Origin of the sequence: Cryobacterium sp. M23, from assembly GCF_002929655.1 — a bacterium.
GTDB classification, from domain to species: domain Bacteria; phylum Actinomycetota; class Actinomycetes; order Actinomycetales; family Microbacteriaceae; genus Cryobacterium; species Cryobacterium sandaracinum.
In genome coordinates this window covers 55,560-79,585 of record NZ_PJJV01000070.1, presented here as the reverse complement: position 1 = coordinate 79,585, position 24,026 = coordinate 55,560, and the positions used below count along the sequence as shown (strand labels likewise).

Annotated in this window: 29 protein-coding genes; 10 read left to right on the top strand and 19 right to left on the bottom strand. The window is 63.8% G+C overall.

Annotated elements, in window-relative coordinates; translation table 11 throughout:
• Positions 1–5: 5 nt before the first annotated feature.
• The 3 genes from CXY82_RS09070 to CXY82_RS09060 are packed head-to-tail and all read right to left on the bottom strand — an operon-like array spanning position 6 to position 1,790.
• On the bottom strand, positions 6–1,208 hold the full coding sequence (locus CXY82_RS09070) for an MFS transporter (protein ID WP_104170634.1): 1,203 nt from the start codon (positions 1,206–1,208) through the stop codon (positions 6–8).
• Positions 1,208–1,447: a hypothetical protein gene (locus CXY82_RS09065; protein ID WP_104170633.1), complete on the bottom strand. Its 240-nt coding sequence runs from the start codon at positions 1,445–1,447 to the stop codon at positions 1,208–1,210. The genes CXY82_RS09070 and CXY82_RS09065 overlap by 1 nt, the downstream gene beginning before the upstream one ends.
• 4 nt (positions 1,448–1,451) lie before the next feature.
• A complete protein-coding gene (locus CXY82_RS09060; protein WP_199180921.1) occupies positions 1,452–1,790 on the bottom strand; it encodes a winged helix-turn-helix domain-containing protein in 339 nt (112 codons plus the stop codon).
• Positions 1,791–2,120: 330 nt separating this feature from the next.
• On the opposite strand from CXY82_RS09060, the gene CXY82_RS09055 reads away from it, so the two are divergent.
• From CXY82_RS09055 to CXY82_RS09045, 3 genes are all read left to right on the top strand, one after another.
• Positions 2,121–3,236, top strand: coding sequence for a hypothetical protein (locus CXY82_RS09055; protein ID WP_104170632.1), 1,116 nt, complete (start codon positions 2,121–2,123; stop codon positions 3,234–3,236).
• Positions 3,237–3,461: 225 nt separating this feature from the next.
• On the top strand, positions 3,462–4,046 hold the full coding sequence (locus CXY82_RS09050) for a GNAT family N-acetyltransferase (protein ID WP_158252156.1): 585 nt from the start codon (positions 3,462–3,464) through the stop codon (positions 4,044–4,046).
• 48 nt (positions 4,047–4,094) lie between these two features.
• On the top strand, positions 4,095–4,544 hold the full coding sequence (locus CXY82_RS09045; protein ID WP_199180920.1) for a cytidine deaminase: 450 nt from the start codon (positions 4,095–4,097) through the stop codon (positions 4,542–4,544).
• A gap of 421 nt (positions 4,545–4,965) precedes the next feature.
• Here CXY82_RS09045 and CXY82_RS09035 read toward each other — a convergent pair whose 3' ends face one another.
• From CXY82_RS09035 to CXY82_RS09020, 4 genes are all read right to left on the bottom strand, one after another.
• On the bottom strand, positions 4,966–5,232 hold the full coding sequence (locus tag CXY82_RS09035) for a hypothetical protein (RefSeq protein ID WP_146069092.1): 267 nt from the start codon (positions 5,230–5,232) through the stop codon (positions 4,966–4,968).
• An 81-nt stretch (positions 5,233–5,313) separates the two neighbouring features.
• Positions 5,314–5,532, bottom strand: a complete 219-nt coding sequence (locus tag CXY82_RS09030; RefSeq protein ID WP_199180919.1) for a hypothetical protein — start codon at positions 5,530–5,532, stop codon at positions 5,314–5,316.
• Positions 5,533–5,646: 114 nt separating this feature from the next.
• Positions 5,647–6,399 (bottom strand): hypothetical protein, encoded by a 753-nt coding sequence (locus CXY82_RS09025; RefSeq protein ID WP_104170628.1) that lies wholly within the window; start codon positions 6,397–6,399, stop codon positions 5,647–5,649.
• 151 nt (positions 6,400–6,550) lie between these two features.
• The gene (locus tag CXY82_RS09020) at positions 6,551–6,895 is read right to left on the bottom strand and encodes a PadR family transcriptional regulator (protein ID WP_104170627.1); all 345 of its coding nucleotides are present in this window, start codon (positions 6,893–6,895) and stop codon (positions 6,551–6,553) included.
• Between the two features lie 262 nt (positions 6,896–7,157).
• On the opposite strand from CXY82_RS09020, the gene CXY82_RS09015 reads away from it, so the two are divergent.
• Positions 7,158–8,141 (top strand): hypothetical protein, encoded by a 984-nt coding sequence (locus CXY82_RS09015; protein ID WP_146069091.1) that lies wholly within the window; start codon positions 7,158–7,160, stop codon positions 8,139–8,141.
• Between the two features lie 173 nt (positions 8,142–8,314).
• On the opposite strand, the gene CXY82_RS09010 is transcribed toward CXY82_RS09015, so the two are convergent.
• Both CXY82_RS09010 and CXY82_RS18585 read right to left on the bottom strand, forming a co-directional pair.
• Entirely contained in the window at positions 8,315–8,593 is a 279-nt protein-coding gene (locus tag CXY82_RS09010) for a hypothetical protein (protein WP_104170625.1), read from the bottom strand.
• A gap of 316 nt (positions 8,594–8,909) precedes the next feature.
• Complete coding sequence (locus CXY82_RS18585) at positions 8,910–9,077, bottom strand: hypothetical protein (protein WP_158252155.1); 168 nt, start codon at positions 9,075–9,077, stop codon at positions 8,910–8,912.
• 354 nt (positions 9,078–9,431) lie between these two features.
• On the opposite strand from CXY82_RS18585, the gene CXY82_RS18580 reads away from it, so the two are divergent.
• Positions 9,432–9,767, top strand: coding sequence for a GNAT family N-acetyltransferase (locus CXY82_RS18580; protein ID WP_370443693.1), 336 nt, complete (start codon positions 9,432–9,434; stop codon positions 9,765–9,767).
• Positions 9,721–10,599: an alpha/beta fold hydrolase gene (locus CXY82_RS08995; RefSeq protein WP_104170622.1), complete on the top strand. Its 879-nt coding sequence runs from the start codon at positions 9,721–9,723 to the stop codon at positions 10,597–10,599. The genes CXY82_RS18580 and CXY82_RS08995 overlap by 47 nt, the downstream gene beginning before the upstream one ends.
• 37 nt (positions 10,600–10,636) lie before the next feature.
• Here CXY82_RS08995 and CXY82_RS08990 read toward each other — a convergent pair whose 3' ends face one another.
• On the bottom strand, positions 10,637–11,041 hold the full coding sequence (locus CXY82_RS08990; RefSeq protein ID WP_104170621.1) for a hypothetical protein: 405 nt from the start codon (positions 11,039–11,041) through the stop codon (positions 10,637–10,639).
• Between the two features lie 323 nt (positions 11,042–11,364).
• Between CXY82_RS08990 and CXY82_RS08985 the strand changes: the two genes are divergently transcribed.
• Positions 11,365–11,997: an HNH endonuclease family protein gene (locus CXY82_RS08985; RefSeq protein WP_104170620.1), complete on the top strand. Its 633-nt coding sequence runs from the start codon at positions 11,365–11,367 to the stop codon at positions 11,995–11,997.
• 193 nt (positions 11,998–12,190) lie between these two features.
• Here the strand turns inward: CXY82_RS08985 and CXY82_RS08980 are convergent, their stop codons facing one another.
• The 9 genes from CXY82_RS08980 to CXY82_RS08940 form a co-directional block, all read right to left on the bottom strand.
• Positions 12,191–12,598, bottom strand: a complete 408-nt coding sequence (locus CXY82_RS08980; protein ID WP_104170619.1) for a DUF4913 domain-containing protein — start codon at positions 12,596–12,598, stop codon at positions 12,191–12,193.
• Positions 12,591–14,330: a type IV secretory system conjugative DNA transfer family protein gene (locus CXY82_RS08975; protein ID WP_104170618.1), complete on the bottom strand. Its 1,740-nt coding sequence runs from the start codon at positions 14,328–14,330 to the stop codon at positions 12,591–12,593. Before CXY82_RS08975 ends, CXY82_RS08980 begins: the two co-directional genes overlap by 8 nt.
• A gap of 76 nt (positions 14,331–14,406) precedes the next feature.
• Positions 14,407–15,480: a hypothetical protein gene (locus CXY82_RS08970; RefSeq protein ID WP_146069090.1), complete on the bottom strand. Its 1,074-nt coding sequence runs from the start codon at positions 15,478–15,480 to the stop codon at positions 14,407–14,409.
• Between the two features lie 3 nt (positions 15,481–15,483).
• Positions 15,484–17,046: an ATP/GTP-binding protein gene (locus CXY82_RS08965; protein ID WP_104170616.1), complete on the bottom strand. Its 1,563-nt coding sequence runs from the start codon at positions 17,044–17,046 to the stop codon at positions 15,484–15,486.
• Entirely contained in the window at positions 17,043–18,746 is a 1,704-nt protein-coding gene (locus tag CXY82_RS08960) for a hypothetical protein (protein ID WP_104170615.1), read from the bottom strand. The genes CXY82_RS08965 and CXY82_RS08960 overlap by 4 nt, the downstream gene beginning before the upstream one ends.
• Positions 18,746–20,044, bottom strand: coding sequence for a hypothetical protein (locus CXY82_RS08955; protein WP_104170614.1), 1,299 nt, complete (start codon positions 20,042–20,044; stop codon positions 18,746–18,748). The genes CXY82_RS08960 and CXY82_RS08955 overlap by 1 nt, the downstream gene beginning before the upstream one ends.
• A gap of 116 nt (positions 20,045–20,160) precedes the next feature.
• A complete protein-coding gene (locus CXY82_RS08950) occupies positions 20,161–20,880 on the bottom strand; it encodes a hypothetical protein (protein ID WP_104170613.1) in 720 nt (239 codons plus the stop codon).
• A gap of 36 nt (positions 20,881–20,916) precedes the next feature.
• The gene (locus CXY82_RS08945; RefSeq protein WP_233199272.1) at positions 20,917–21,231 is read right to left on the bottom strand and encodes a hypothetical protein; all 315 of its coding nucleotides are present in this window, start codon (positions 21,229–21,231) and stop codon (positions 20,917–20,919) included.
• A gap of 5 nt (positions 21,232–21,236) precedes the next feature.
• On the bottom strand, positions 21,237–22,457 hold the full coding sequence (locus tag CXY82_RS08940) for a ParA family protein (protein WP_104170612.1): 1,221 nt from the start codon (positions 22,455–22,457) through the stop codon (positions 21,237–21,239).
• A gap of 319 nt (positions 22,458–22,776) precedes the next feature.
• Here CXY82_RS08940 and CXY82_RS08935 point away from each other — a divergent pair, with 319 nt between their 5' ends.
• The 3 genes from CXY82_RS08935 to CXY82_RS08925 all read left to right on the top strand — a co-directional run bounded on the left by CXY82_RS08935 (position 22,777) and on the right by CXY82_RS08925 (position 23,846).
• Positions 22,777–23,100: a hypothetical protein gene (locus CXY82_RS08935; protein ID WP_134372450.1), complete on the top strand. Its 324-nt coding sequence runs from the start codon at positions 22,777–22,779 to the stop codon at positions 23,098–23,100.
• A 127-nt stretch (positions 23,101–23,227) separates the two neighbouring features.
• Positions 23,228–23,551, top strand: a complete 324-nt coding sequence (locus CXY82_RS18575; protein ID WP_104170610.1) for a helix-turn-helix transcriptional regulator — start codon at positions 23,228–23,230, stop codon at positions 23,549–23,551.
• Positions 23,552–23,609: 58 nt separating this feature from the next.
• The gene (locus tag CXY82_RS08925; RefSeq protein ID WP_104170609.1) at positions 23,610–23,846 is read left to right on the top strand and encodes a hypothetical protein; all 237 of its coding nucleotides are present in this window, start codon (positions 23,610–23,612) and stop codon (positions 23,844–23,846) included.
• Positions 23,847–24,026: the final 180 nt, after the last annotated feature.

Here is a 24,026-nt window from a genome sequence, read left to right as displayed (position 1 = left end):
GCCCATCATGCACGACCGCGGCCGTCATCTGGTTCTCTGCGGGCGAGTGTTCTGGCGGTGAGGGCCGCCCCGATGACGCTGAGGGCAGCAAAGACAAGGACCAAGAATTCTCGGTTCGACGACTCGAAAACAAACCCGGCAGTAACAGCTCCTACTGCCCCGCCGAGAAGACTGCTGATTTGCACTCTGCTGAGGGATCGACCGATTGTTGCGTCGTTGGAGCCCTCGGTGGCCGCGGCCTGCTGGAGGGGCACAACGATTGCCCAGCCGATGGCCGCGAGGATCCACAGGATCGCCAACATCGCGGGACTGCTCGCTTGCAGGACCAGGACAGCGAAGAGCCCGCTGGAGGCGCCGGCGACGATGAGCATGCGATTGCGTCCGAATCGGATGACCGCTCGATTCAGGAACCGGGGCAAAACGCTCATGGCAATCGCTCCCGGGAGGAACACCAGTGCGGCACCGCCTGCTCCCAAGTCGAAGTGTCGCTGAAGCTGCAGGAGCAGCAACAAGGAAACACCCGACTCGGCGAGCACCATGGCGGCTACGGCAGTAAGTAGGGGAAGCTGCGCGAGCAGCTGATTAGATGCATACCCAGTCTGCTTGGTGAGAGAGCCGGTTTGCGGCGCCGGCAGTTTGGTGAGGTAGACCGCGGCCACCAGAGCCGAGGCTGCCAGCGCATAGAACAGTACGGTGTAGTCCGTGTAGGCGAGCAGGAAGATGGCCGGCGTGAAGATGACCCAGTTCCCGGCCTGCTGGGCTGAGAAGAGATCGACGAATCCCGCGGGTTCCAGGCGGAGCCGGCGCCCCACGACAGTGGAAACGGATACCCATATGAGTGCAGTGGCGACGCCGGACAGGGCGGCGAAGAAGAATGCCGAGGCGAGTGTCGCTGTTGCGTACCCCGCACAGGCTGCCGCGTAGAGCAGGGCCCCTGCGGCGGCGATGGTGTCGGGTGCGTGGCGGTCGACCAGGAGTCCGACCACGAAGCGAGTGATCACGGATGCGACGAGGGCGGTGGCGACCAGGAGGCCGGTTTGAGCGGCTGTCGCGTTCAGGACTACACCCAGATAGAGAGGGAGTGCGAATTCCAGGATCGCGGCGGCACCGCTGATCAGCGTCACGCCGCGCAGGAATCCACGTGAGGATGCGACTTCGCGAGGCGCCGCCTCGCCGGTCGAGGCCAGGGATTCCCGTGGAGCGCTCATTAGGGGATCTCCGTCAGTGTTTTCTCGATCGTGGCGATGCGGTTTTCGATGCGCGCGAGCTGTTCGAGAAGCCGCTGGTTTCCCTCTGCTGCGTCTCGAAGGAGGTTCAGATGCTCCTCGGACGGGGTCGCGGCTTCAGCTACCGCCCGTTTGGTCCGATTCCGGTCACTCACGATCGAGTAGACAACTCCGCCGACGATCGCGACGATCGGGATGAGCAGAATCCAGTCAATGTCCATGGCGCTATTCCTTCTTTTCAGTTGTGTCGGATGCCGAATCGGCCCGTGGCTCTTCGAAGGCCGCGAGAATCGTGGCGATGTCGACGGTGAGCGAGAAGGGCTGGAGAAGAACAAACTTCATCGCCGTTCCCGACGCTGACAACTCGAGTTGGGTCGTGATGAAACCAGCAGCTTCGAGCTTCGCCACGTGCATGTAAAGAAGCGCACGCGACATCTGGACTGTGCGAGCCAGTTCACTCATGTGCAGAGGCCCGTCGGCTAGAGACGCCAAGATGTGTAGCCGTTGCACGCTGCCGACAGCCTGCAATGTCGCCGTCAATTGCTCGATATTCACGTCGACCACCCCCCCTGTAATAAATAAGTTACGGGTGCACGGAATTAGTTGCAAGCATCTGTGACAATTCGAGTGAGGTGTCGGTGGGCAACAACGCTGCGATGTTCACGAGGGACGTGCGGAGGCAAACCCTCCCCGGAACTCGACTCAGAGGCGACATTCAGAAACCCGCATGCTCGCAGCGGGCTTGTGTCTAAGCTGAGCCCATGCACGTATCGCTGCGATTTCTTCGCCCCCGACCGGTTACCGGTCGCATGGGCTTAGTCGTACGCGCTTAGGTCCAGCGACAGATCGGTCGGGGTCGGCTTCCCCTTTCCGATCTCATCAAAGGACCAAACCATGACGTCATATCTCTCCGCGACGGAACTCACCGACGCGCTCAACCTTCGAGACCTCTCCAACCCAGACCAGGGTCACCACGCGATGCAAACGCTGCTCGGCGACGTCGCTGCCTCTCTCGCCGGCCACTGGGGTATCCCGGCCGAAACCATCCGGCACAGCCCGCTCGTGGCCGTCGCCGACAACTACGACAAGCTCGGATTCGACCCGGCATCCGTCACGAGAGACCAGCGGTACTCGCGCTATGTGAGCCCCACGGTGATGCTGCGAAGCCATACCTCGGCCTCGATTCCCACCCTGCTGCGCGCATTGCCGCGGCAGGCCGACTGCGACCGGTTGCTCGTGCTGCCCGGCCTGGTCTATCGCCGCGACGCCATCGACCGCACCCACGTGGGGGCCCCGCACCAGGTCGATCTCTGGCTGGTAAATTCCACCACGACGCTCAATGCCGCAGACCTGCAGTCGATGATCGGAACTCTGGTGGAGGCGGTGCTGCCGGGTGCCGTGTGGCGCGCCGTTCCCGCCGTGCATCCGTACACAGTCCAAGGTTGTCAGGTCGATGTGTTGGTCGATGCTGAGTGGCTCGAGCTGGCCGAATGCGGCTTGATCGCACCGCACATCCTCATCGCCGCCGGCCTGGACCCAGACGCCTGGTCCGGGCTTGCTCTGGGCATGGGACTGGACAGGGCGTTGATGCTGAGAAAAGGCATCCCGGATATTCGGCTGCTGCGGGCAACTGATCCGCGGATCGGACAGCAAATGCTCAACCTGTCCCCCTGGCAGGCGGTTTCGGTCATGCCACCGATCCGCCGCGACATCTCGATCGTCGTTGACTCGGATGCCGACGCTGAGACCTTGGGCGATCGTGCCCGAGCAGCTTTGGGTGATCGCATCGACGACCTCGAATCAGTGGAAGTCCTGAACGTCACCACGCACGCGGACCTCCCCCGCGGCGCACAGGACAGACTCCAACTGAGGCCAGATCAGGCGAACGCACTCGTCCGCCTCACACTCCGGCCACTCTCCAAGACGCTAACCGACCCCGAAGCGAACGTCATTCGCGACGACATCTACAGGGCGTTGCACGAGGGTCCCGTCCTCGAACTGATCGGATAGAACGCGCGATCGAATCTCTGTTGCGCGCAGATTTGCGCGCAACAGAGAGAGGCGGTCGCAACGCAAGCTTCCCGATCTTCTATGTTCGCTGAGGGTTCCCAAACGCCACTCCCCCAAGACTTCGGAACCTACGCGAGTTGGCGCTGAATCTGTGGCCGTCGAGATCCGGCTTGCGGGGCGACCTCTCGCTCAACGTCGGTGCGATTGGGAACAATGGATTTGATCATGACTTTTGAATCGACGCCAGATCCTCGCCGCCTTTCGCTTTCACCCCTAACTCCTGCTGATCTCGAATTGGTCTTCCAGGTGTTCAGCGACCCTGATACCTGGCAGCACCTACCCGTTGGGCGTCACAAGACTCGAGAGGAGTCCAAAACCATCGTCGATGCCTCCATGTCGAGCATGCGAGAACACAAGATCGGTCAGTGGGCGGTTCGCGTCGCCGATCAGGGAGCAGACGATGCACTGACAGCTGGCACCTTCATCGGTACGGGCGGAGTCAACATGACTCCCGCGCTCGTCTGGAACCTCGGGTACCGCCTCTCCCCTGCGGCCTGGGGACGAGGTTACGCAACGGAAATCGCTCTTGCTGCAGTCGCTGGTGCTCGAATTCACAACGACTCAGTTCCGATCACAGCCCGAGTGCTCTCCAACAACCCTGCCTCTGCGCGAGTGGCTGTCCGGGCCGGTCTGCGAAAGGTATGGGAAGGGCCATCAACAACAGGAGCCGCGGCCGGCATCTCTCGGGAAATCTTCTCCGATCGGGATCTCGGCGACGACGCCCTGCATTCGCTGATCGAAGCCGGTTGACGTTCGTTTCGGCGCGCAACGTGCGCATTGGGCAATACGCTCAACGACATGGATATGCGCCAGCTCACCGATGACGACCTGGAACTCATTGCGAGAGCGGAGGAAGCCATTGATGCCAACGCTGACGTTGAAGGTGGCGTGCACACAGTCGGAGCTGCTGTTCGGGATGCCACGGGACGGATTCACGTGGGCGTCAACGTTTATCACTTCACGGGTGGTCCCTGCGCTGAGCTCGTCGCGCTGGGAACGGCGCGAACTTCCGGAGCACGCGAGCTGACGACAATTGTGGCCGTGGGCGACAGCGGTCGCGGCGTGAAAGCCCCGTGTGGTCGCGATCGTCAGGTTCTTGCCGATTACCACCCCAACATGCGAGTCCTTGTTCCCACTCCGGTAGGCGTCCGTAACGTCTCAATCGCCGACTTGCTGCCATTGGGCTTCGATTGGCTAGCCGAGGAGAAAGCGGCCGCTGACAGGGCAGCGAGTTCGATCGTTGGGTAGCTCGATGGTCGGTCACCACGGGACGGCCGGGTGCCTCTCGAGCAGATAACTTGCCCTGGCAGGAATGCTATTCAAGGTTGGGCCACCGGCGTCGGTGCGGAGCCTACGGTAACGTGGCCGCCCACGCTCGGCCTTCGGCGTCAGCCCGCCTCCGGAGCTCAACCCAAGACGGCGCCGACGACGCGACAATAGCCAAGTCTTCATCGATCGCTGTGAGGGCTGCTTGCACGAACCCGGAGCCCAAAGCCGCACCGCTGTCGTTGAGATCAGCATCCGGATTAGCCTGCCAGAACGCGTAATCCGCCGCCTCATACAGCTGCGTGGCCGCCCAGACAGCCTGTTGCGGGTCGTCCGTTCGCCACACGCCCATCGCGTAGGCGACAGCTGCCGCAGCGTTCTGCGCGTATGCCGACTCCCGAACTCACCCGTCATCATCTTCGTCCGGGACCATCGACGTCGCTTCAGCTTCCATCCGCTGCACCTCGCCCATCGGTGTTGCAGCGAGGTCCCATCCTGCCGCCACGATCTCCGCCAGCCGCTCAGAGAGCGCCGGGGCTCCAACCGCCGGCGCGTAGCGCTCGAACAGAGGGAACAGTCGTTGGGCGCAGGACACGGCGAACACGGTTTTTGCCCGTCGGTCCAACAGCTCCAACTTGGCCAGCAACGCGTGCTCATCGTACGTTCGCATCAGATCCCCCTTCATTGGCGCCCGTTGGCCGTTCGTCTCGCTTGCGTCGGAGCGCCATCTGGGCTCGCGACAGTTGGAGTCTCACCGGCTCGTGCGGCCGTGCCCTGGCCGGCGTAGGCCGAGCACAATTAGGATGATGCCGACGATGGCGATGATGAGCCCGATGGAAAGCCACGTGCGGCTGCCTGTCATGAAACTTCCCGGGATCAGATTCATGCCCTGCCCGGCCCACACTCCACCAAGGATCAGAGCGATCACGCCGACGGTGATCAGGGCGATGCGCCCATTGCGGCTAGTCACGTCTCCCAACGTACCCTCGACCGTCTGACCCGTCGCCCGGTAGAGGTTCCAATGTGGCGGTCCCAACGGGGTCGGTGCGGGCAGTCGCCCGTTCAGTTCGACTTTCGCCAGCGCCTATCCGCGTGATGCTGCTGGCTTGGATGCTCTACGAAGGTTTCGTGCCGAGGGCCAGAGCAGCGCGAGAGCGCCGATGAATGACGCGACGACGCCTACCCCCTGAACAACGAGGATAGGGCTCAGGCCGAAGTCGAAATGGTGCGCGCGGAGGAGGTCGGTCAGGAAGAGGCCGACAAGGACGAGGACGAACGCTCCGGCCACACGGCCAGCGTCGCTGGCGGAGCGCAGCGGCGATGAGGCCGCCAGGCTGAGCCCGGCGAAGATCACCACAGCTGGGACGCTCGGGCCGAGCCATGAATGAACCGATGACAAGATCCCGATCAAGATGATGGCCGGCACGCTGAGTAGGGCGATGAAACGGGCGGTTCTACCGCGGGAGAACAGCGCGAGGATGAGAGCAACCACGAGCATTCCGCCGACGATGACGGACGGGTTGGAGAACGGTCCGAACGTACCCGAATAGGTGATGCTGGGTGCCCATGTGATGACACCCAGGTACCAAACAGAGAAGACGACCGAGAGGACAAGTGCGCCCAGGCCGACTCGGCTGAGGCGTTCTGGAGCGATGAAGCGTTCATACAGACCGGCGGCGATTAGAGCGAGACGACTCGACAGGGTGGGGCCGACGCGGCCTTCCGCATCATCCTCATCCATCAGCACGGCGACGATGGCCTCTTCGTTCCGTTCCCGCCATGCGGGCGGATACCAGCGGACGAGTTTGCGGTACTGCGAGTCCCGAGTGTCGTTCATGGTCAGTCCTTCGTGGGTGAAGTGAGTCGTGAAGAGGATTGGAGTGAAAGGGCCAGATTGGCGTTGGTTGAGGGCTTAGCTGTCATGTCCCTCGAGGCGTGGGCAATACGGATCGACATTGACGGCGGGAGGTCGACGTCGCCAGGGCCCGTCAAAACGCTGCCAGCGGAGACACTGCTCGACGCGCCTGCAGGCCGGACCGCGCCTGGTGAGCATTTGCCTCCAACCGGGCGACTTCGGCCTCGAGCTCTGCAGCCCCCTTGTCGGTCAGCCGGAAGTAGCGACGCAGGCGACCGTCGACGACTTCATCGCCGTCCAGCGCCACCCAGCCTTGCTGTCCGAGCCGTTCGAGGGCTGCGTACAAAGTGGCGACCTTGAGGTTGAAACGACCGCCGGACAGCTCTCGGGCCTCTTCCATCAACGCATACCCGTGGCGCCGACCGCCGGTCAGCACAGTCAGGACCCAGAAGGTCGGTTCACGCATTTCGGAGGCCATGGCATCAACATAGTCTTCTGTCTGGAGTATTATAACGATTTGGATAAACGACCAAGCTGCTCCGGCACTTGATCCTTCCGGAGCAGGTGCCTAGGCACCCCAATCTCGACGGCGCACGGACGAGGGCCATGATGCATGCCTTCCCGTAAAGGGTTCCCGTCTCGCTTGCGCGAACCAGGCAGGGGCTCGAACCGACTTGGGTGCAATGTACTCATCACCGGCCGAAACGCTAGCATCTCCGACTTGCGCCTAGCATTCAGGTGTGGCCTCTCTCCAGTTTGACCCCGCGCGATTGCGAGTGGAACGTGCCAAGGAGCATTCTGCGGAAATGGCGCGCGTGTGGAACAGATTCCTGGAGCCTCACCCCTTCGAATTTGACCTGCGCCGGATGTCGGCCAGGGAGTACGAGATGCGGGTCCTTCTCGAATCGCCCATACCGCCCGCGCTCTCGCTACTCTTCGGGGAATGGCTCTACAACCTTCGGAGCGCTCTGGATTATGTCGTCTGGGCTGCTGCCGTGCATACGTCACGAAAGTATCCCCCGCCTGGCGAATCAGCCCTGCAATACCCGATCTACGATGACGAGTCATCTTGGAAGCGAAATCTGTACAGGTTGGCGCCGCTAGCGGAGCATCACCGCGAGATGCTCCTCACCATGCAGCCCTTCAACTCCGACCCGGACGGCAACTACTTGGGCTGGCTCAATCGACTAGCGCGGATCGACAGGCACCGGACACTAGCCGTATCTACCGCAAGAGTCGCGGAGGCCGAGCCCGTCGTCGGAGTGCCACGTGATGCTGAACCTCGATTCAGATGGGGTGAGCGGTCCCTCCGAAACGGTGTGTGCCGCCTTGGACGCCTCACATTCGACCGTGACGTTGAGCCCGAAGAGTTGCACTTCAATCCGCGCGTCGGCATCGATCCGGAAATTGACGAATGGTCCAAGTCGCCGTTTTGGAGCAGGATCCGCTTTTCCGAAAGACTTCGCATGATCGAGCTGTTCGTGGCCGTCGAGATCACAATCTACGAGTTTGATACGACAGGAGACTCAGAAGATCTCGAACGGCTGACGGAGACATTTCGGAACGAAGTGCTGACGCGTCGCGCATCTCAAGTTGACAGTCCGATCGAGCGCCTCGACAACCCAGAACTGCAATGGAGTGATCTAGTATTCGGTCGTGAAAGCAACCGTGGTCGGCTGCTTGGCCATGACTTCCCATCGCAGGGGAGCCACTCCGTGCGCTGATCTTGCACTCTTCCCAGAGGGCCTGCCCGCCGAGGTGTCGGCACCTGACCGAATCGACCCTGAGATCCGCGTTGATTGGGGGTTCCCAAATGGACAGCGGATCCCTACGTGCCAGGTGAGTTGAGGGCGGATCGCCTGTGACGATTGACACCTGGCGTGCGTTGGGTCAGAGCCTAGACGCCCAATTCGATCCACCTCTGCGGTTCTGATGCCGTTCGCTGAAGCTGCAAAAGAACCCGGTATTCAGAGCCGAGCTCCGCCGAGACTCGTTGTGCGAGAGCACGTCCCATCTCGTTGTAGCGCATGGAGTTCTCGTTACTGTCCCACTCGTCGTCATAGTGCTTGTGGTAGAACCTGGTCCATTCCAGAAGCTCCAGCTCAAGAGCACCAGAGATCGGCTGCCGGCTTCGATCATCAGCAATCGCGTTGCCAAACCACAGTGGCCACTTCATCGGTCCATCGTTGAGAAGGCGAACGGTCGTGCGGTCGGACGAGCGGTTCAAGAGGGACCTCTGTTCAACAGCCTGGATTGGTCGACAGGTAGCCAGTGATCAGCCTGTCGTTCGTCAGGGACCCAGAGTATGTCGGATAGAACGTGTGGACGTACTGCTGCGTACCTACCTCAGGTCGTCCCAGGGACCCGTAAACACCACCGAGCGGTCAGGTCTCCAACTCGAGGCGTTCGGTGCGTCGTTCAGCGTTCCTCGAGTCGTTCCGAATCAATGTTCAGGTTTAACGAGGCAACGCGTTGACATGTGGGGGCAGGAATTAAAGCTCCAAGAAAGGTCTGGTTACCCCAACCGCATCAAACACGTACGGAACCGGAAGCAGCATCAGTATGACGGCAAGGCCGGTGATGTTCAGCCATGTCCACCTCAGGATGATCGAGGCGATCATAGGTATGACCGTGAACGGACCGATGATGATCGGGGTCATAAAGAATCCGAGCGACGCCCAACCCGGGTCCGCCGGGTTCGACTTCAGCAGCTTAGGGATATGGACCGAATAGCTGTAGATGAGGTAGGCGGTTGCAGCTACGGCGACGCCTAGACAGATGTAGCTCCAAACGAATCGCCACCGGGGCACTGGCCGCTTGACACTGGAAGCTGTGGTCATGAGGAACCGTCTCTTGAGGCGCGGAGTCAGACTATACAGGTGAACGGGAAGGAAGGTGAGGACAGGCGTTAGGGCTTCAAGAATCGTTCTCGTTGGCGGCCACCACTTCCACTCGAACGGTTGCACACTCGGACGGGGTATTCCTTCGCTATCGCTGACGAGAATGACGTTGCCGTGGGACAAATCGGCCTCTGGGTTGAACATGAGTGTCACGGACGCGTGAGCGTCGGCTACTGGATTCGACCCTCCGCTCGAAACCGCGGATACGCCGCCGACGCGATCGACGCCGTTGTCGACTGGGCTCGGACTCTCGGGCAACTGCACCGGCTCGAGCTATACGTGGAGCCCTGGAACGAGGGCTCGTGGTGTGCCGCTGAGCGCGCTGGTTTTCAACGCGAGGGCCGGCACGAAAGGAGGTCCGCCCGTCAAGGGTTCCCTTACGTGTGCCGTGTACCGTCGAGTGATGCCAAGCTACGAAAGCTCCGACGGGTCAGCACTTCACTACGATGACGTGCGACGCAAGGGCAGCGATGGCGACAATTGCCCGGTTATTCTCCTTGCAGGAGGAGCTGCCCGCCACCCCAGCTACCTTGGTGATCTGGCCGGCCTCAGCGATCGGCACCGCCTCATCGTGCCCCACCTACGAGGTGTCGGACGCACGGCCGCGCCGGACACGGAAGAGCGGGGGTCGTTCTGGACTCAAGCCGACGACATCGAGCACCTGCGTGTTCATCTCGGCCTCGATCGCGTCGTTCTGGTGGCTCACTCGGCGGGAACGAGATTGGCCATTGCCTACGCGGCGCAGTTCGCGCTCCGCGTTGCCAGGTTGGTGCTGATCACTCCTCCGGCGGCTTATCTCGTCGATGAGCCATCCGATGCTCGCACGCTCAGCGAGAAGCGGCGCGGGGATTCGATTTTCGACGCCGCTTTCGCAGCTTTGGAAGCGGGGCCCCAGACGGTTGACGATGACGGGTTCAACGCCTGGCAACAGGAGTCAGCGCCGGCCGGATACTCAACCTGGGGCGCAACAGAGCGATCCCATGCGACCATGGGGCGTTGGAGCCTGCCCGCTACGAAGGCGTATTTCAGTGTCCCCCCACCGCGCGACCTCCCGGCGCGGCTGGGGCAGGTACTGGCCCCCGTGTTGGTGATTGCCGGAGCCGAGGACTGCCTCACCGGATTAGCGCCGGTGACCGCGCTGGCACGCCTCTTTCCCACAGGTGAATGCGTGGTCATCGACGGGAGCGGGCACTACCCGTGGGTCGAACAGCCGGCTGCCTTCCGGGGAGCGATCGACGCGTTCCTCGAGCAGCCGTCCAAATCGGCGACGACGAGTGCCTGATTGCCCGGACAGGGGTTCCCTTTCGGCGACGCTGGACCTAATGGTCCTTGATGCGGAGGTTCTCGCTTGCCTTGCTCCAGCCCGCTCGATTGGGCATGCCATCCTGAACAACCATGACTTCAAAACCTGGCGACTTCATGGTCGTCATATTCGAGCCGCATCCTCCTTGCCAGTCAGTGGCCGTCCTGTATACGAGCAGGCAGACCGGGTATTCGCGGCCTCGTGCCAAGTACAGCCGCGTGTCGTCAACGGCACTGACAAACCTCAGGCTGTCGATGTCGAAATCGTCCAATGCGTAATCAGGAAGGCCACTTGGGATGGCATCCTCAGCGCTGGCCGTTCTACTCAGGTCGGAGAAGCCATCGGCAGGTGAACAGCCCATCAGGGTGAATACCGTGGCCGACACGGCGAGCAACCACACAAACGTCCACTTGTCGGCCATTTCTCTCCCCCAATGGATGCAAACCTATCGGTTTTCGAAATCGGACCACAAGGGGTTCCCGTTGCGCGCAGTCGCAGCCGGTCCAAGGCGATGCCAGCGCCTGCCCCTGCTCGAGATCACGCCTGGATGCCACGGCACAAACCCACGGGGACAGCTGAGCGCTGCTTGCCGACGTCACGCGGCCGACGTACCGAACCAGCCCTCGTGCGGAAGTTGCCGGGTGTTCACCTGGAAAGGCCTGCGGTGCCGACCGGCCACCCGAGAGGATCGAGACATGCCGATGAATCGATAATTCCGATTCGCGGTCGATCCGAGGAGTCTCGATGAAACGCCCGTCCCCCGCCCTGCTACTTGTCGGTGCACTTGTTGTTGTGGCGACTCAACTGACGGTCACCCAGGCCTTCGCCTCCCCGCCGGACCCGCCGGCGCTCAGCACGATCAACAGCGAGCTGGCCGCGATCCCCACCAAGGTTGAGACGGGTTCGGCCGGGTACTCCCGAGACCTTTTCCCGCACTGGTCCACGCAGTCCGGTAGCTGCGACACGCGAGAGATCGTTCTCCAGCGGGATGGTGTCGACGTCGTGACCAGCTCGACGTGTTCAGCGACCTCGGGCAGCTGGTATTCCGTCTATGACGGCGCCTGGAACTACGCGTCGTCGGATGTTGACATCGACCACGTCGTCGCACTGTCTGAGGCGTGGGGCTCCGGAGCGTCAACGTGGACGTCGAGCAAGCGCCAGCAGTTCGCCAACAGTCTTAGCGACGGCCAACTGATCGCGGTCACCGACAACGTCAACGCGTCGAAATCCGACCGGGACGCGGCGGAGTGGCAGCCTCCGCTGGCCTCGTACCGCTGCACCTATGCCAAGCACGTCGTGCACGTGAAATACGGATGGGGCCTGTCAATGGACTCCGCGGAGAAGGCCGCGATTAACACCATGCTGGCCACCTGCTGACGGTGCCACCAACTCATTTCGCTGCAATCGGTCGACCGCGAGACATCCCTTCGAGGCCATTTTTCCGATAGTCGCAGTCGGTAGATCTAGTGCTCTGACCCCCGTCGAACAGCCCCGTTTTGCGCTGACAAATCGTGGATTAATGATTAATTTCTGTCGGGCACGTTCTAAAAAGACGTGGCGAACACTTCAGTTACAGCTCCACATCGTCCGGTGGCATCGACGTCGGCACGATCCAGGCAGCTTTGTCTTTGCGTCGGTGGAGGTGTCCTTGTTCGGGGTCGCAGTCGCGGAAGGGCCCGTTGCTTTTGTCGAAGATCACTGCGGCGTGGCGGTCCCAGTGGTTGATCCACCAGGACGACACGGCGCCGGCGTCACCGTCCATGACGCTGGCGTCGGCTTGCATGCTGGCTTGCCAGAGGGCCTTGAACCTGGCGACTACCTCGGGGTGTAGCCACCATTGGGTGCACCACGGTGTTGGTTTGGTGCCGACGACCTCGACGGTGGCGAGGTGACCGGTGAGCCAGTCGAGGAACATTTGGCGGACGTCGACCGCGTCCTCTTCAGGGCCGGTCGAGTCGTACTCGTCGTACTCAGCCATGGGCTGCTACCTCCGCTGCAGTGGTGTTGTCGGGCACCACGATCGGCGTGGGGTTCGGCGTCCTGGTCGGGATGGTGCGGTTGATGGTGGTGGTGAGGGTTTTGTCGCGGAACCAGGGGACGGTGTTGACCATGACGGGTCGGCATTTGGAGCTAAAGACGATGGCGCGCCATTCGGGGAGGGATCCGAGGTCGGCGATGTCGAGGGTGTTGACCTTGCGGGTGTTGGTGGAGGTGGATTGGTGGCCGTCTTTGGCGGTGGAGCTGCCGTAGGTGATTTCGTCGTGTTCGCCGATGAGTGCGGCGAGGGAGCGGAGGAAGTCGTCGTCGCCGGATCCGCCGCCGAAGACCCGGGTTGCGGCGGCGTCCCAGAGGGTTTGCCACCCGTCTTTCCCGAAAGCGTCGATTGCTTGGGCGCGGGATTGGAAGTAGGAGTTGAGGATGATGCCCATCGACCCATAGAACGAATACACGGAGGGCAGTTCGGGCCAGCGGACGATGTTTGCGCACCCGTCGAGCTCCATCACGAGCGGCACCGGGAGCCGGCCGCCGTTTCGCTGCGCGGCCGTTTCGGCCGTTGTGCAGATGGTTCGGATGAGGGCGGTGAGGATGGCGCCGCCGGATCCTTCACCGTCTTTGGAGAGGAGGACGAGGGTGTCGGTGCTGGTGATGAACGCGGCCGGGTCGAATCGGCGGATGCCGGCCCGGTCGGTCCAGGCGAGGAGGTCGTCGTCGGCGAGGGCGGACGCCATGCGCTGCGCGGTGGCGTAGACGCTGCCTTTGGTTTTGTCGGGCCAGCTCAGGATGCCCTCGATCGTGGAGGAGGGCCCGGTTTTTCCGTGGCGGGCGAGGATCTGCTGCACGTCGTACCCCTCGGCGCGGGCGATCCAAGCGAACACCTGGGACAGGGGTTCGTGCTCGAGGGCGGCCGCGTAGAAGAAGTACGCGAGCATGTCCCGCCCGGCCGTATCGAACTGGGAATCGCCGCCGCGGTCGGAGGCCTTCCGGGTGGACGCTTCGAAGATCGCGGCGAGTTCCCGGGCGTCGGCGGCGCTTCGGATGTAGTCGAGCGGGTTGAACACGAAGTCGGGCTGCGGGTCGAGGCGGTAGATGCGGTTGGGGTCGAAGATGAACGCTTGCCCGTGGCTGGCACGGCCGGCGAGGGTTTCGCGGACGCCGTCGACTTTGTTGGAGGTCATGATGGCCGCGCCGGGGGCTTCGAGCATGTGCCGAATGACCAGGGCGGAGGTTTTCCCGCGGCCGGTGCCGAATACGTACACGCCCAGGTCCCGCCACCCCTGATACACCCACCGGTTCCCGCGTCCGACGAGGCGGCCGACCCGCTCCCCCGCCGGCAGATTCACCGCGGCCGGGTGCAGCTGAGCCGCTTCCTTCGCCCGCAGCTTCTCCCGCAGCACCGCGGATTGCCGGGTCGTGGCCATGTGCCGCAGCGCCGCGTTGTTGCGCTTGGTCGACGCCCATTGGGCCTGCTTGGCCAGGATGAACGCGAACAGGCCCACGGCCAGGACCAGGGCAACCACGCTCGTCCAGGTTGCGGCCGGCGGCCACGGTGCGTCCCGGAAGAGGAAGTCCCCCGCCAGGGCGGCGGGGTTCCACGGATAGGTCGTGCCGGTGGGGGTGATCATCGCGCCGACGTGCACGGCCACGAGCAATGCCAGGGCGGCGAGGAGGGCGAGGAGACCGGTCATGATGCGGGCTTTCCAGTCGATCACAGGGTTCTCCTTGCCCCCGAGAAAACGGGTGCCTGTCTCGTTGTCGAGGTGGCGCGGTGTGCCCGGGTGTGGGGCATTAGTTGCTGAGTTTCATGGGGTCGGTGGTGTTCGGGTTGACGGCGATGTGGACGTGGTTGCAGTCGTCCTTGAATTGCTTCATCGACAGGTCCAGGCTCACGCCGGCGTCGGCGCGGCACTGGTTCTGGCCGGCGCCGGACCCGGCCGGCATGACCGGGCTGAGCGCCTTCAAGAGCTTCAGGGCGTTCGCGTCGGAGCCGGTAGTGGGCATCCGGTCGAAGGAGTAGAAGTCGACGGCGTGGCCGCCGCCGTTCGCGGAGTGCGGAGAGGAGAGGCCTGAGCCAAGGATTTGGCCGGTGCAGGCCCGGTTGATGTCGGAGATCCCGACCGCGTCGAACATGTTCGTGGCTATCGTGATGACTTGCAGGATGCGGGTGTCGATGCCGCAGTTCGGTCGGGTTTCGCCGTCGGCGATCCACCGGATCTCGCGCAGGTGATCCGGCGACAACCCCGTGATGGCACCCGCGTCGATCTTGACCACGAGGGCCGCAGCCAACGCCCGCGCGTCACTGCCAACGCCGGCCGCGCACGCGGCGTCCCCGGTGGTGAGCGCGGTCACGACCTCTTTCGCCTGGTCGTAGTAGGTCGTGTAGTGGTTCGGGTCGGCGTTGATCTGCACGGCGTGCGCGGCTGCGGTGGGTGTCAGCGTGTCCCAATTTGGGACGGTGACGAGGCGTTGGAAGAAGAATCCGGCGGCTTGGGTGGGGTTCATGCGTTCGGCGAGGGTGCCCCAGGTGTCTCGCTGTTGGAACAGGCCGCGGGAGTCGGGTCCGACGGTGTCGCCGTAGCTGAGGTTGCGGAGCGCAGATTCGCCCATGGCGGTCATGACGGCAATGGTTTGGCCGTGCACGTTGACGCCCGCGGTCGCGCCGGCGTTCATGATCAAAGCAGCATTGACGAGCTGGTCGCCCTGATAACCGGCGACCGGTGCGCGTTCCGCGGCGCCCTGCGGGTTCGCAGCCACTGCTGCGCAGGCCCCGGTGCCGGGGCCGCCGCCGGTGACGAGGAGCAGCCCGGTGAAGAGGACCACGAGCAGGAGCACTGCTGTGGTGCCGAGTATGCCTTTCTGCACGGGTTAGGTGGTGGCATTGCCGGCGGCCATGGCGGAGTCGGTGTTGGTGACTTCCACTTCCCAGTCCGAGCGGATGTGGCGGATGTGGGTTTCTGGGTTGGACCCGTACTTGAATACGCAGTGCCCCGGGTTCAGGCCCATGAGGGTGGCGGCGGTGTCGGGGGCGAAGTTGAAGGTTTCTTGTGCCCAGCGGGCGTCTTCGGGGCGGTCTTGGCGGAATGCGTACACGGTTTGGGCTTCTTGGACGACGGTGTAGCCGGGGCTGTCTGGGGGGATGTCGGTGCCTTTGTGCATGACGAAGACGTTGGAGATGCCGAGGGAGCGGGAGAGTTTCTGGTTGGATTTCACCAGTTGGGCGGAGGGGCCGCCGATCATGTGCCAGCCCTCTTCGTAGATCACGTTCGTCACGAACCCGCGCTCCTCACGCAGGCGCCCCATCAGCCACATGTTCCCGATCGCCATCACCGTTGGGATCGCGGGGCCGGAGTCGGGGAGCTGGGAGATGTCGAAGGTGGTGAGCTTGTGGGAGAGGTCGACTTGTTGGCTGGTTTCGCCGTCGAAGACGCCGGCGTAGGTTTCGAGGAGGTTCTGTAGGCCGAACCGAATCGACAGGCCCGCCTGGTGGAACCGCTCCGACGCCTCCCCCGATAGTCCCTGATCCGTAGGCACTAACCCAAGGAACGGCATCAGGTCCGTGGTGGTCGCGGCCCGTCGGGTGTCCTGGAACTTCTCAAACAGCAGTCGCAGGGCGTACCGGGTGGCTTTCTCTTCCCACTCCGTCGCGGGGGTGTCGCCCCGGGCGATGCGGGCGACAGCGTTGATCAGCAGCATCTGGCCCTGGAGGCCGGTGCCGCGGGCGATGAGGGGGTCCATCAGGTTGAAGCGGGTGCCGGTCCCGTCGGGGTCGAAGCGGAGGGGTTCGGTGCCCATGCGGCGGGTGACGCCGGCGTATTCGCCTTCGCCGCCCTCGTCTTTCCTGTCGAACACCACGGCCCGGTGGTTCTTCAGCAGCAGGGGCCGCATGACCATGACCGTTTTGGTGAACGAGGACTTCCCGGACCCGACGGTGCCGATGATGAGGACGTTGGGTGATGTCAGTTTCCTGGGGGTCGCGTTGTACGCGGTGGGCGCGTCGTGACTGATCATCGTCGACGAGAGCGTGTCGGTACCATTGACGACCCCATCAATCCCGGTCGGCGCACCAATGATGCCCGTGTTCAGGATCTCGGCCTGCCTGGTCGTTGACGGGGCCCCGGCCAGGCGGGGCGCGTACCAACCGCGCGCCGCCGCACCCGAAGACGCCCGCAAAACGGACCCGGGCCGCTCGAACGGCGGCACATCCACAGGCCGCCGCGACGACACAGGGGTGCCAGAAACCGCAGCGGCAGAACCCGCAGCGGAAGACCCGGCGGCATCTTCCTCGCCCGTGAGCACGGGCGACGTCGCGACCGGGGTGAGGAAGATTTTCAGGCCGGGGACGGTGCCGTACCAGGGCTTCTTCGGTGCGGTGCGTTTGCCGTGCGCGGTGCTGGCCGCTGCGGCCGCCGGGTTGGTGGGGTGGGTCATGAGATGGCTTCCTTGTCGGTGCGGCCGGCGAGGCGGTTGATGGCCCGGGTTGCCAGGGTTGCGCCCGCTGGGCGAAGGCCCCGGCCGAGGGGCCAGGTGGTGCCGGAGGCGGCGGATTGGAAGGAGTCTTGCCAGTCGAGGTGTTCGATGCCGAGGCCAGTCGCGCACGCTTCCTCAAGCTGCCGGGAGGCGTGGCCGAGGTCGGCACGGGTGGGGGCGGAGATGGTGACGAAGCCGATCCAATCGACGCCGTGGTGGTGAGATCCGGCGGCGAGGTCAGCGGAGCGGCGCTGCGCGGCGGACATGCGAGTGGTGCTGTCGTCGGAGATGAGGCGCCCCTTCTGCTGGTCGGCGAGGACCCCGGCGAGGTCGCGGACGACGTCGGCGCGCGCTTTCGCTTTCGCCTGCCCCGCCGGCACCAAGTGCAGGTGGAATGACACCGACCGGACAAAGGTCAGTTCCCGCCCGATGAGGAGGTCGAGGCACCAGAGAGGGCTGCGGCCGGCGACGGCGAGGTTCTCCCCGTGGATGGCCGCGGTGCGGTGCCACCACGTCACCGGCGGCGACACCGGCCCCGCCTCGGTCATGACGACGGAGGTGGGGTCGACGCCGTCAACGATGTGCGCGGAGAACTCGTCCCGGGACGCGATCCCAGAAAGGAGCGGGTCAACGTTCCGGGTGAGGTCGATGGGCAAGTGCGGGTTCTGCTGGTGCAACATCAAAGCCGTCGTCTGCTTCGCAGTCAGGGCCTGCACGTCGCCCATCCGGGCCTCGTTCAAACCCAGTTCGGTGGCCTGAATCTGCCCGGCCATCAACGCCCGCCACGCGTCCCGTCCCGGCCCATACTTCCCGGCGGCGTCGGTGAACTGTTGGGTGAGGGGCCAAGACACGACCACGTAGTGGCGTTGCACCATCGCATTCGCACTGGATTTCCGGATCACTTCGTCATAGGAGAGCTTCTGCGCCTCAAACGACGCCCGCTGCCCCGGCGTCCAGGATTCCTGCACGGGTTCCAGGCGGGTCTTCACCCACAGTTGCTGCCGGGCCGAGTCCGGCGGCAGAACCCGGGTCAGGGTTTGCACGTTCCGGATCAGCGAGGAGGGTGCGGCGCGGCGGGCCAGAAACTTGCCCCACGCGTTCGCCGCCCGGGTCAGGGCCGCGGCAGTTTCCATCCCGCGCAGCTGCCCGGACACGGAGAACGCGACGGACAAATACGGTTGCTCACCGATCGGGGCGTGCCAGGCAATGCCGGGCATATTCGAGGCGTACTGGAGCCAACCCATACCGTCGGCACCGTCCGGGTTCGCCCGCATCTTCACCGCCGCCCGCTCCGCAGCCTGCTTCTCGGTTTTGGTGCCGCGCAGGATGGCTTCTTGGAGTTGGTCCCACGCACCGACCTCGTAGGGCACGAACTCGTCCGTGCCGAGGCGCTTCCGGGCCCTTGCGCGGGCACGCTTCCGGCGCCGCTCGAGGACGGTTCCGCGGTGGGTGCGGGCGGTAGTCAGCATCGTGATGCCCACCCCCGCGACGGCCATGATCAGGGCCGGCAGGCCGAGCCCTGAGACCATGCCGGCCATGCCCCCGGCGATGAACACGGTGAGCAGGATCATCCGGGTCTTGGAGGTGGTGCCGCCAAAGAAGCCGCGGTGGCCGGACTCGCCGCCGAGGTAACGGATATGGGACTCCCTGGTGTCACTCACTAGACGGAGTCCTTTCCATAATGTTCGTCGTGGTCCTCGACCGGTGACACGGCCGCGTCGGTCACTGAATCGGTGACTTTCTTCGTCGCCTCAAACCCGGCCATCGCCCCGGCGGCGATCATCGTGGGAACCCCGATCGCAGCACCCGCACCGGTCGCGGACTCCGCTGCGCCGGCGGCGGCCATGCCACTCTCCGCAGCGACCGCACCGCCGCCCGCGGCGCCGGCACCGGCGGTTGCTCCGCCGGCGGAACCCACGGAAGCGGCCTCAGAGATTGACGACGTCGCGGGCTCCCCTTCACCTGCAGCGGAACTGCCACCGGCGCTGCTGCTGCCTCCGCTGCTGCTTCTGCTTGAGCTGCCCGTAGACGGTGAGCTTCCGCCGCCGGAGCTTTCGGGGCCATTGTCGCTGTATTTGGCGTCGGCTTGCTGCATGGACTGGGATCCGATGTTCGGGGCCACGGGTGCTGTCCCGCCGCCACCGGTGGGGATGACGGGGGCGAACTTTGTCAGGGCGACGGGGGCGAGGCCGGCCATGAACAACGCCAGGATCGACACGACCAGGGTCACCGTTTTGGCGAGGGTGGGGGTGTCGGAGAACGCATCGACCTGGGCGCTCATCATGCTGTACGCGATCGCGAGCAGGAAGAACAGCAGCGGGTGGGACGCCAGGACCCCGAGCCAGAGGTAGGCGATCTTCGACCCGAACTTTCGTTTCTGGGGGTCCACGATCCACACGAAGCCGAGGGGGAAGAGGACGCCGGAGAAGTACAGGGTGATGAGTTGAACGATCAGCATGAGAAGCACGACGAGCAGGCCCAGGATCATGAAGAACATCAGAATCACGCCGAGGACAGCGCCGCCGGCCAGTCCCGATCCGTCTTCCTCGGAGAGCATCGTGGAGAACTTGGCCACGATGGTTTCGGAGTTGCTGGTGACGCCCCACGCGATCAACGAGTCAGACAGGGCGCCGAAGAACTTCACCAGGAACGCGCCGAGCGCGGGACCGAACATGGCCCCCAGGATGAACGCGGGCCCGTAGAGGGTGAGGGACTCCCCCAGCTCACGGCCGGACTGATGACCGCGCGCCGTGCGCACGATCTGCGGAATCAACAAGGCCACGAACACGAAAATCGCCAGGGCAAACGACACCTGATAGGCCTGAATGAACCAATCCGCCGTCAAGTCCGGAAGCGTCGCCTGGGTCAACGCCGGTAACACCGTATCGGAGAGACCCTTCGCCGCCCCTTGCAACAGTTTGAAGGAGTTCCCGGCCGGGTCGGACCAGAAGTCAGCCACCCCCGCGACAGTCTTCACAGCGCCACCGACGCCATTGGCTATGTCTGCGACACCACAAGCGATTAGGCCGCCAGCGCATGGTTCGCCTGCTGCCGCGAGGACAGCCACTGCTTGCATCAGCACCCTGCCGTGTAGCGCGTGCCACCGGCCGCTAGCTTCGTCTGATCAACGGATGTGCCGGACTCGATACGCCATGCGTCGTCCTCCCAGACCAAGACGAGGCCGATACCCGTTGACCTGGTGGGGCTGAGCGCACCATCAATCACGTAGCCAAGGGCCAACTCAACGTTCACACGATCGGCGGTCGAGTCTTCCGTGATGCGCCACAACCCATTGGTGCTGGAAGTATGGAACGACCCGCCGGTTGCTTTGTAGTCAGCGATGATCGTGTTCCACTCGTCCGACTCATACTGGACGGCCACGTCTTTCCAAGCGGCAGACGCCGTGGAGGAGACGACCTCAGACCCGATGGTGTCGCTTTCCGAGGCCGGTGGGTTCGGGTATTGCCAGAGCCACCGGTAGACCGCTGTGGCGACTTCCACGGCCCCGTAGGTCGTGTGTTTGGCGTCGGTTTGGGCGGTCAGGACCATGTTGACGTTGCGGTCTTGTCCGCCGAGGCAGCCGGTGGGTGCGACGTCGTCCCCGATACCTCCGGGGCCAGCGGTGCCCGCAGGGATCGGTGTGGGGGTGGCCGTCGCGGTGCTGGGTGCGGCGTTGGGTGTTGGGGTGGGGCGGGTGGCGGTGTAGGCGATGCCGCCGCTGATGACGACGACGAGGACGGCGGCCCCGATGACGATGGGCCAGCGGCTACGGCCGGATGCTGTGACCATTCGCATGGTGGGACTCCTTGGGGTGCGCGTTGGTTGTGTGGGTTAGCCGGCGAATGAGAGGACGGCGCCGACGATGATGGCGAGGCCGGCGAGGGCGGCGAGGGAGATGCCGGCCCAGACTGCTTTGCGTCGGCCTTGGGCGTGGGCTTGTGGGTTGGGGTTGGTGTCTCCGGAGGCTCCGGCCATGGCGACGATTCCGAAGATCAGGTACCCGATGGAGACGAGGATGCCGATGGCCCAGAGCGCGGCGATGAGTTTTTGCCAGAGGGCGGTGAATTCGGCGCCGCCGAAGGAGAAGTCGGGCAGGATCCCCTCGAGGGGGTTCTCGATCGCCGCGTGGAGCAGGAGGTCGCGCATGGGGGTTAGGCCTTCCGGTTCTGTGTGGGTGCGGCGGAGACCGCGGTTTGCAGGTACCGGACCACGCTCGCGGCTGCTGCCACAAACGCGTCCCGGGTTGCAGGGTTGAGGCGGCTGAGGGTGAGTTGTCCGCGTTCGGCAATGTGTACGTCGTAGGGAATCTCGTGCAGGGCAGACACTCCGGCCTGGCTCAGGAGCCGTGCGACTTCTTCTCGGACGGCGTCGTTCTCGGGTCGTCCATCGGTGAGGCGGATGGCGATGGCCCGGTTCGCAAGCTCGGCGGAGGGCCCGCCCTCTGCCCGCAGCTCTTCGAGGAGTTGGATGGCTTCGAGGACGGAGTCGCCGGCGTTCATCACGGGGATCACGAGGACGTCGGAGACGGACACGGCGCCGCGGAATGCGGAGGAGGTGGGGACGTTGCCGGAGTCCATGACACGGATGGAGTAGAAGTCGTCGATGACGTTGGAGACGGCGACGACGGATTCGCCGGTGAGGCGGTCGCGCCGCCCGGTGGATCCGATCACGGATGCGAATGATGTTTGTGGGGCGGTGTATCCGGCGAGGCGTCCTGCGGTTTGGACGTGGTCGACGTCGCGGACAAGTTCGCCGAGGCCGAGGAGGGGGTTGCCCTCGGCGCGGAAGTTCAGGGCGCCGGGGTCGTCGGAGACTTCGAGGATCGCAACCGACCCGCCGCGGATCGCGGCCAGCACTCCCCCGAGGAGCAAGGCGGTGGGAGTCTTGCCCGTTCCGCCCTTGGGGTTGTTCACTAGGACTGAGACCGCACGGGTCCAGGTCGCCTGCCGCACCGTGGTCTCATGAGCAGTCCGCAGCTCCGTGCGGCGTCGCTCCCCTAGCTCGGCGGTGCCCGGGCCGACCGGGAGTCCCAGGCTGGCCAGAGCGCCACGGAACCCTGTGGTGGCCTTGGTTGGAGTGCTCGACGCGGAAGCCAGGCCAGCGGCTGAGCCACCAAAGAGGACAGAGGTGCTGGCCAGGTCGGTGGGCGTCACGGGAGGCACCGACGGGGCCTCCTTCACGGCAGGAGCCTTCCCCGGGACTGGCGCCTGGGCTGGTTCATCGAGGACGGTGCCGAGAGCAGATGCGGTGCTCGTGGCCTTGCGTCGTGGGGGCGTGGGGATCGTGTGGATGGTGTCTTCCTCGATGTAGTCCCCGGCGCGGTCAGCCTCTCCAAAGACCTCGCTGGGGGCGGTGCGACCGGTGTCACTCATGGGCGGTATGTCCTCTCGAATTTCCACTAACTGGCATAGGGAATTAGGGAACCCCCGAGACCTTGACTAGTCTCTCGTCTTTTTTCTCATGGCCTCACCTGAACGGGGGGCGTGTTCCCTCTGCGCTTGTGGTCATAAACGCCTAAAACGCCGGGAATATGGATCGAATGGGCGGATCGCATGAAGCTTCGAACCTAACGCCAGCCACCGACATCAGCGGACCATTACAGTTCGCAAAGGTAAATAGATGCATTTGCATTAACTTGATTCCGATCGTGGCGCGCCTGCGGGATGGGTGATCCACGCCAGAATTGGGCGCATGGCCCGCGACGACAATTTGATGAGACATGCCCCTGAACGGGTGGCGTTGTTCCAGGAGTTGTTTTCCGCGCCGTCCCGCGTCCTGGTACTCCGCGCCCTGCTCCGCAAGCCACTCAGCTACGCCGAGTTGTTCGACGTCATCGGCGACACCATGAGTCGGCCCGCGGTGCATGCGGCCCTGATCGATCTCCGGGGTATGGGCTATATCGAGGACGATGCCCCTGATGGGGTCGTGCGCCGGCCTCAGGCAACGGTATTCACCGCGCGGCGAGATCTTGTGACCCGCGACTTCGGGCAGGTCCTCGAGTTCGTCCTGGGCTGACCACTCCCCCCTCGAGCACGAGCATCGGGCCAGCGTGGTGCACGACTTCGTCATAAGCTAATCATATAATGATTAGGGTTGACAGAGTCAACGATGGAAGAGGGCGGAGGTCGGGCAGAATGGCAGGATGCCCCGCTACGTGCGTCCCCCTCACGATGAACTCGTGGAGGCCGCGATCGACGCATTTGGAAATCGAGCTCGAGTGGCAATCCTCAAGCACATCCGCGAAAACGGGCCATGCACCCGCGCCGATGTCGCAACAGCGCTCAGTATCGCCCCGCCGACGGCGTCAAACCACCTGGCTGCCCTTGAGACTGCGGGACTCATTGAGTCCACTCCCCCGCGCAGCGAAGCCAGAAGCGGCCAGTGGGTGCGCTATACAGTCATCCCAGAACGCGTCACGGAGCTCTACGTCGCTCTTGGCGAGTTCCTCGGACAGTCAAGACTTTAATCAAGCCGCTCCCGCGCGTCGCGCACTCTTGAATGGGTTTAACGACAAGATCGTTTCCATGGCCGTTGCAAAGGGAAGCAGGATTCGTCGGGACCACACCCCCACGGTGTTGTTCCAAACACGAGTCGACCCCGCGATCCGCGCGGAAGTCAATCAAGCCGCAGCCGCAAGCGGCGTGTCCACCGGTATCTACCTGGAAGCGTTGCTGCGCCTAACTCTCGCGGACCAGGGCCAACTGCCTGTCCTCGACCTCATTCGCGACCCCAAAGAGGAGTTGCTCATCCCAGCCGCTTAAACGAAAGAGCCCGTCGCTTTCGCGACGGGCTACTGCAAGTTTCGTAGCTCAAACCCTCTGTGCTTGCCGGCCCGAGGTTCAAGCTAATCCAGATCAACAGCCCTCACGGGAGGTTTCTCTATGTCCCAGAGCATAGCGCACGTACCCCAGATTGCACCCGGAATTGTGTCCGGCGTGTCT

Coding starts and splice junctions, on each gene's coding strand:
- CXY82_RS09025 (WP_104170628.1), bottom strand. CDS start 6,399: ATGAACGACACTCGGGACTCGCAGTACCGCAAACTCGTCCGCTGGTAT.
- CXY82_RS09055 (WP_104170632.1), top strand. CDS start 2,121: ATGACGTCATATCTCTCCGCGACGGAACTCACCGACGCGCTCAACCTT.
- CXY82_RS18585 (WP_158252155.1), bottom strand. CDS start 9,077: ATGACCCCGATCATCATCGGTCCGTTCACGGTCATACCTATGATCGCC.
- CXY82_RS08945 (WP_233199272.1), bottom strand. CDS start 21,231: ATGCGCGACCTCCTGCTCCACGCGGCGATCGAGAACCCCCTCGAGGGG.
- CXY82_RS08965 (WP_104170616.1), bottom strand. CDS start 17,046: ATGACCCACCCCACCAACCCGGCGGCCGCAGCGGCCAGCACCGCGCAC.
- CXY82_RS09065 (WP_104170633.1), bottom strand. CDS start 1,447: ATGGACATTGACTGGATTCTGCTCATCCCGATCGTCGCGATCGTCGGC.
- CXY82_RS08985 (WP_104170620.1), top strand. CDS start 11,365: ATGAAACGCCCGTCCCCCGCCCTGCTACTTGTCGGTGCACTTGTTGTT.
- CXY82_RS18575 (WP_104170610.1), top strand. CDS start 23,228: ATGCCCCGCTACGTGCGTCCCCCTCACGATGAACTCGTGGAGGCCGCG.
- CXY82_RS08950 (WP_104170613.1), bottom strand. CDS start 20,880: ATGCGAATGGTCACAGCATCCGGCCGTAGCCGCTGGCCCATCGTCATC.
- CXY82_RS09035 (WP_146069092.1), bottom strand. CDS start 5,232: ATGCGAACGTACGATGAGCACGCGTTGCTGGCCAAGTTGGAGCTGTTG.
- CXY82_RS09020 (WP_104170627.1), bottom strand. CDS start 6,895: ATGGCCTCCGAAATGCGTGAACCGACCTTCTGGGTCCTGACTGTGCTG.
- CXY82_RS09010 (WP_104170625.1), bottom strand. CDS start 8,593: ATGAAGTGGCCACTGTGGTTTGGCAACGCGATTGCTGATGATCGAAGC.
- CXY82_RS08980 (WP_104170619.1), bottom strand. CDS start 12,598: ATGGCTGAGTACGACGAGTACGACTCGACCGGCCCTGAAGAGGACGCG.
- CXY82_RS08995 (WP_104170622.1), top strand. CDS start 9,721: ATGCCAAGCTACGAAAGCTCCGACGGGTCAGCACTTCACTACGATGAC.
- CXY82_RS08925 (WP_104170609.1), top strand. CDS start 23,610: ATGGCCGTTGCAAAGGGAAGCAGGATTCGTCGGGACCACACCCCCACG.
- CXY82_RS09045 (WP_199180920.1), top strand. CDS start 4,095: ATGGATATGCGCCAGCTCACCGATGACGACCTGGAACTCATTGCGAGA.
- CXY82_RS08940 (WP_104170612.1), bottom strand. CDS start 22,457: ATGAGTGACACCGGTCGCACCGCCCCCAGCGAGGTCTTTGGAGAGGCT.
- CXY82_RS08935 (WP_134372450.1), top strand. CDS start 22,777: ATGGCCCGCGACGACAATTTGATGAGACATGCCCCTGAACGGGTGGCG.
- CXY82_RS09070 (WP_104170634.1), bottom strand. CDS start 1,208: ATGAGCGCTCCACGGGAATCCCTGGCCTCGACCGGCGAGGCGGCGCCT.
- CXY82_RS08990 (WP_104170621.1), bottom strand. CDS start 11,041: ATGGCCGACAAGTGGACGTTTGTGTGGTTGCTCGCCGTGTCGGCCACG.
- CXY82_RS09050 (WP_158252156.1), top strand. CDS start 3,462: ATGACTTTTGAATCGACGCCAGATCCTCGCCGCCTTTCGCTTTCACCC.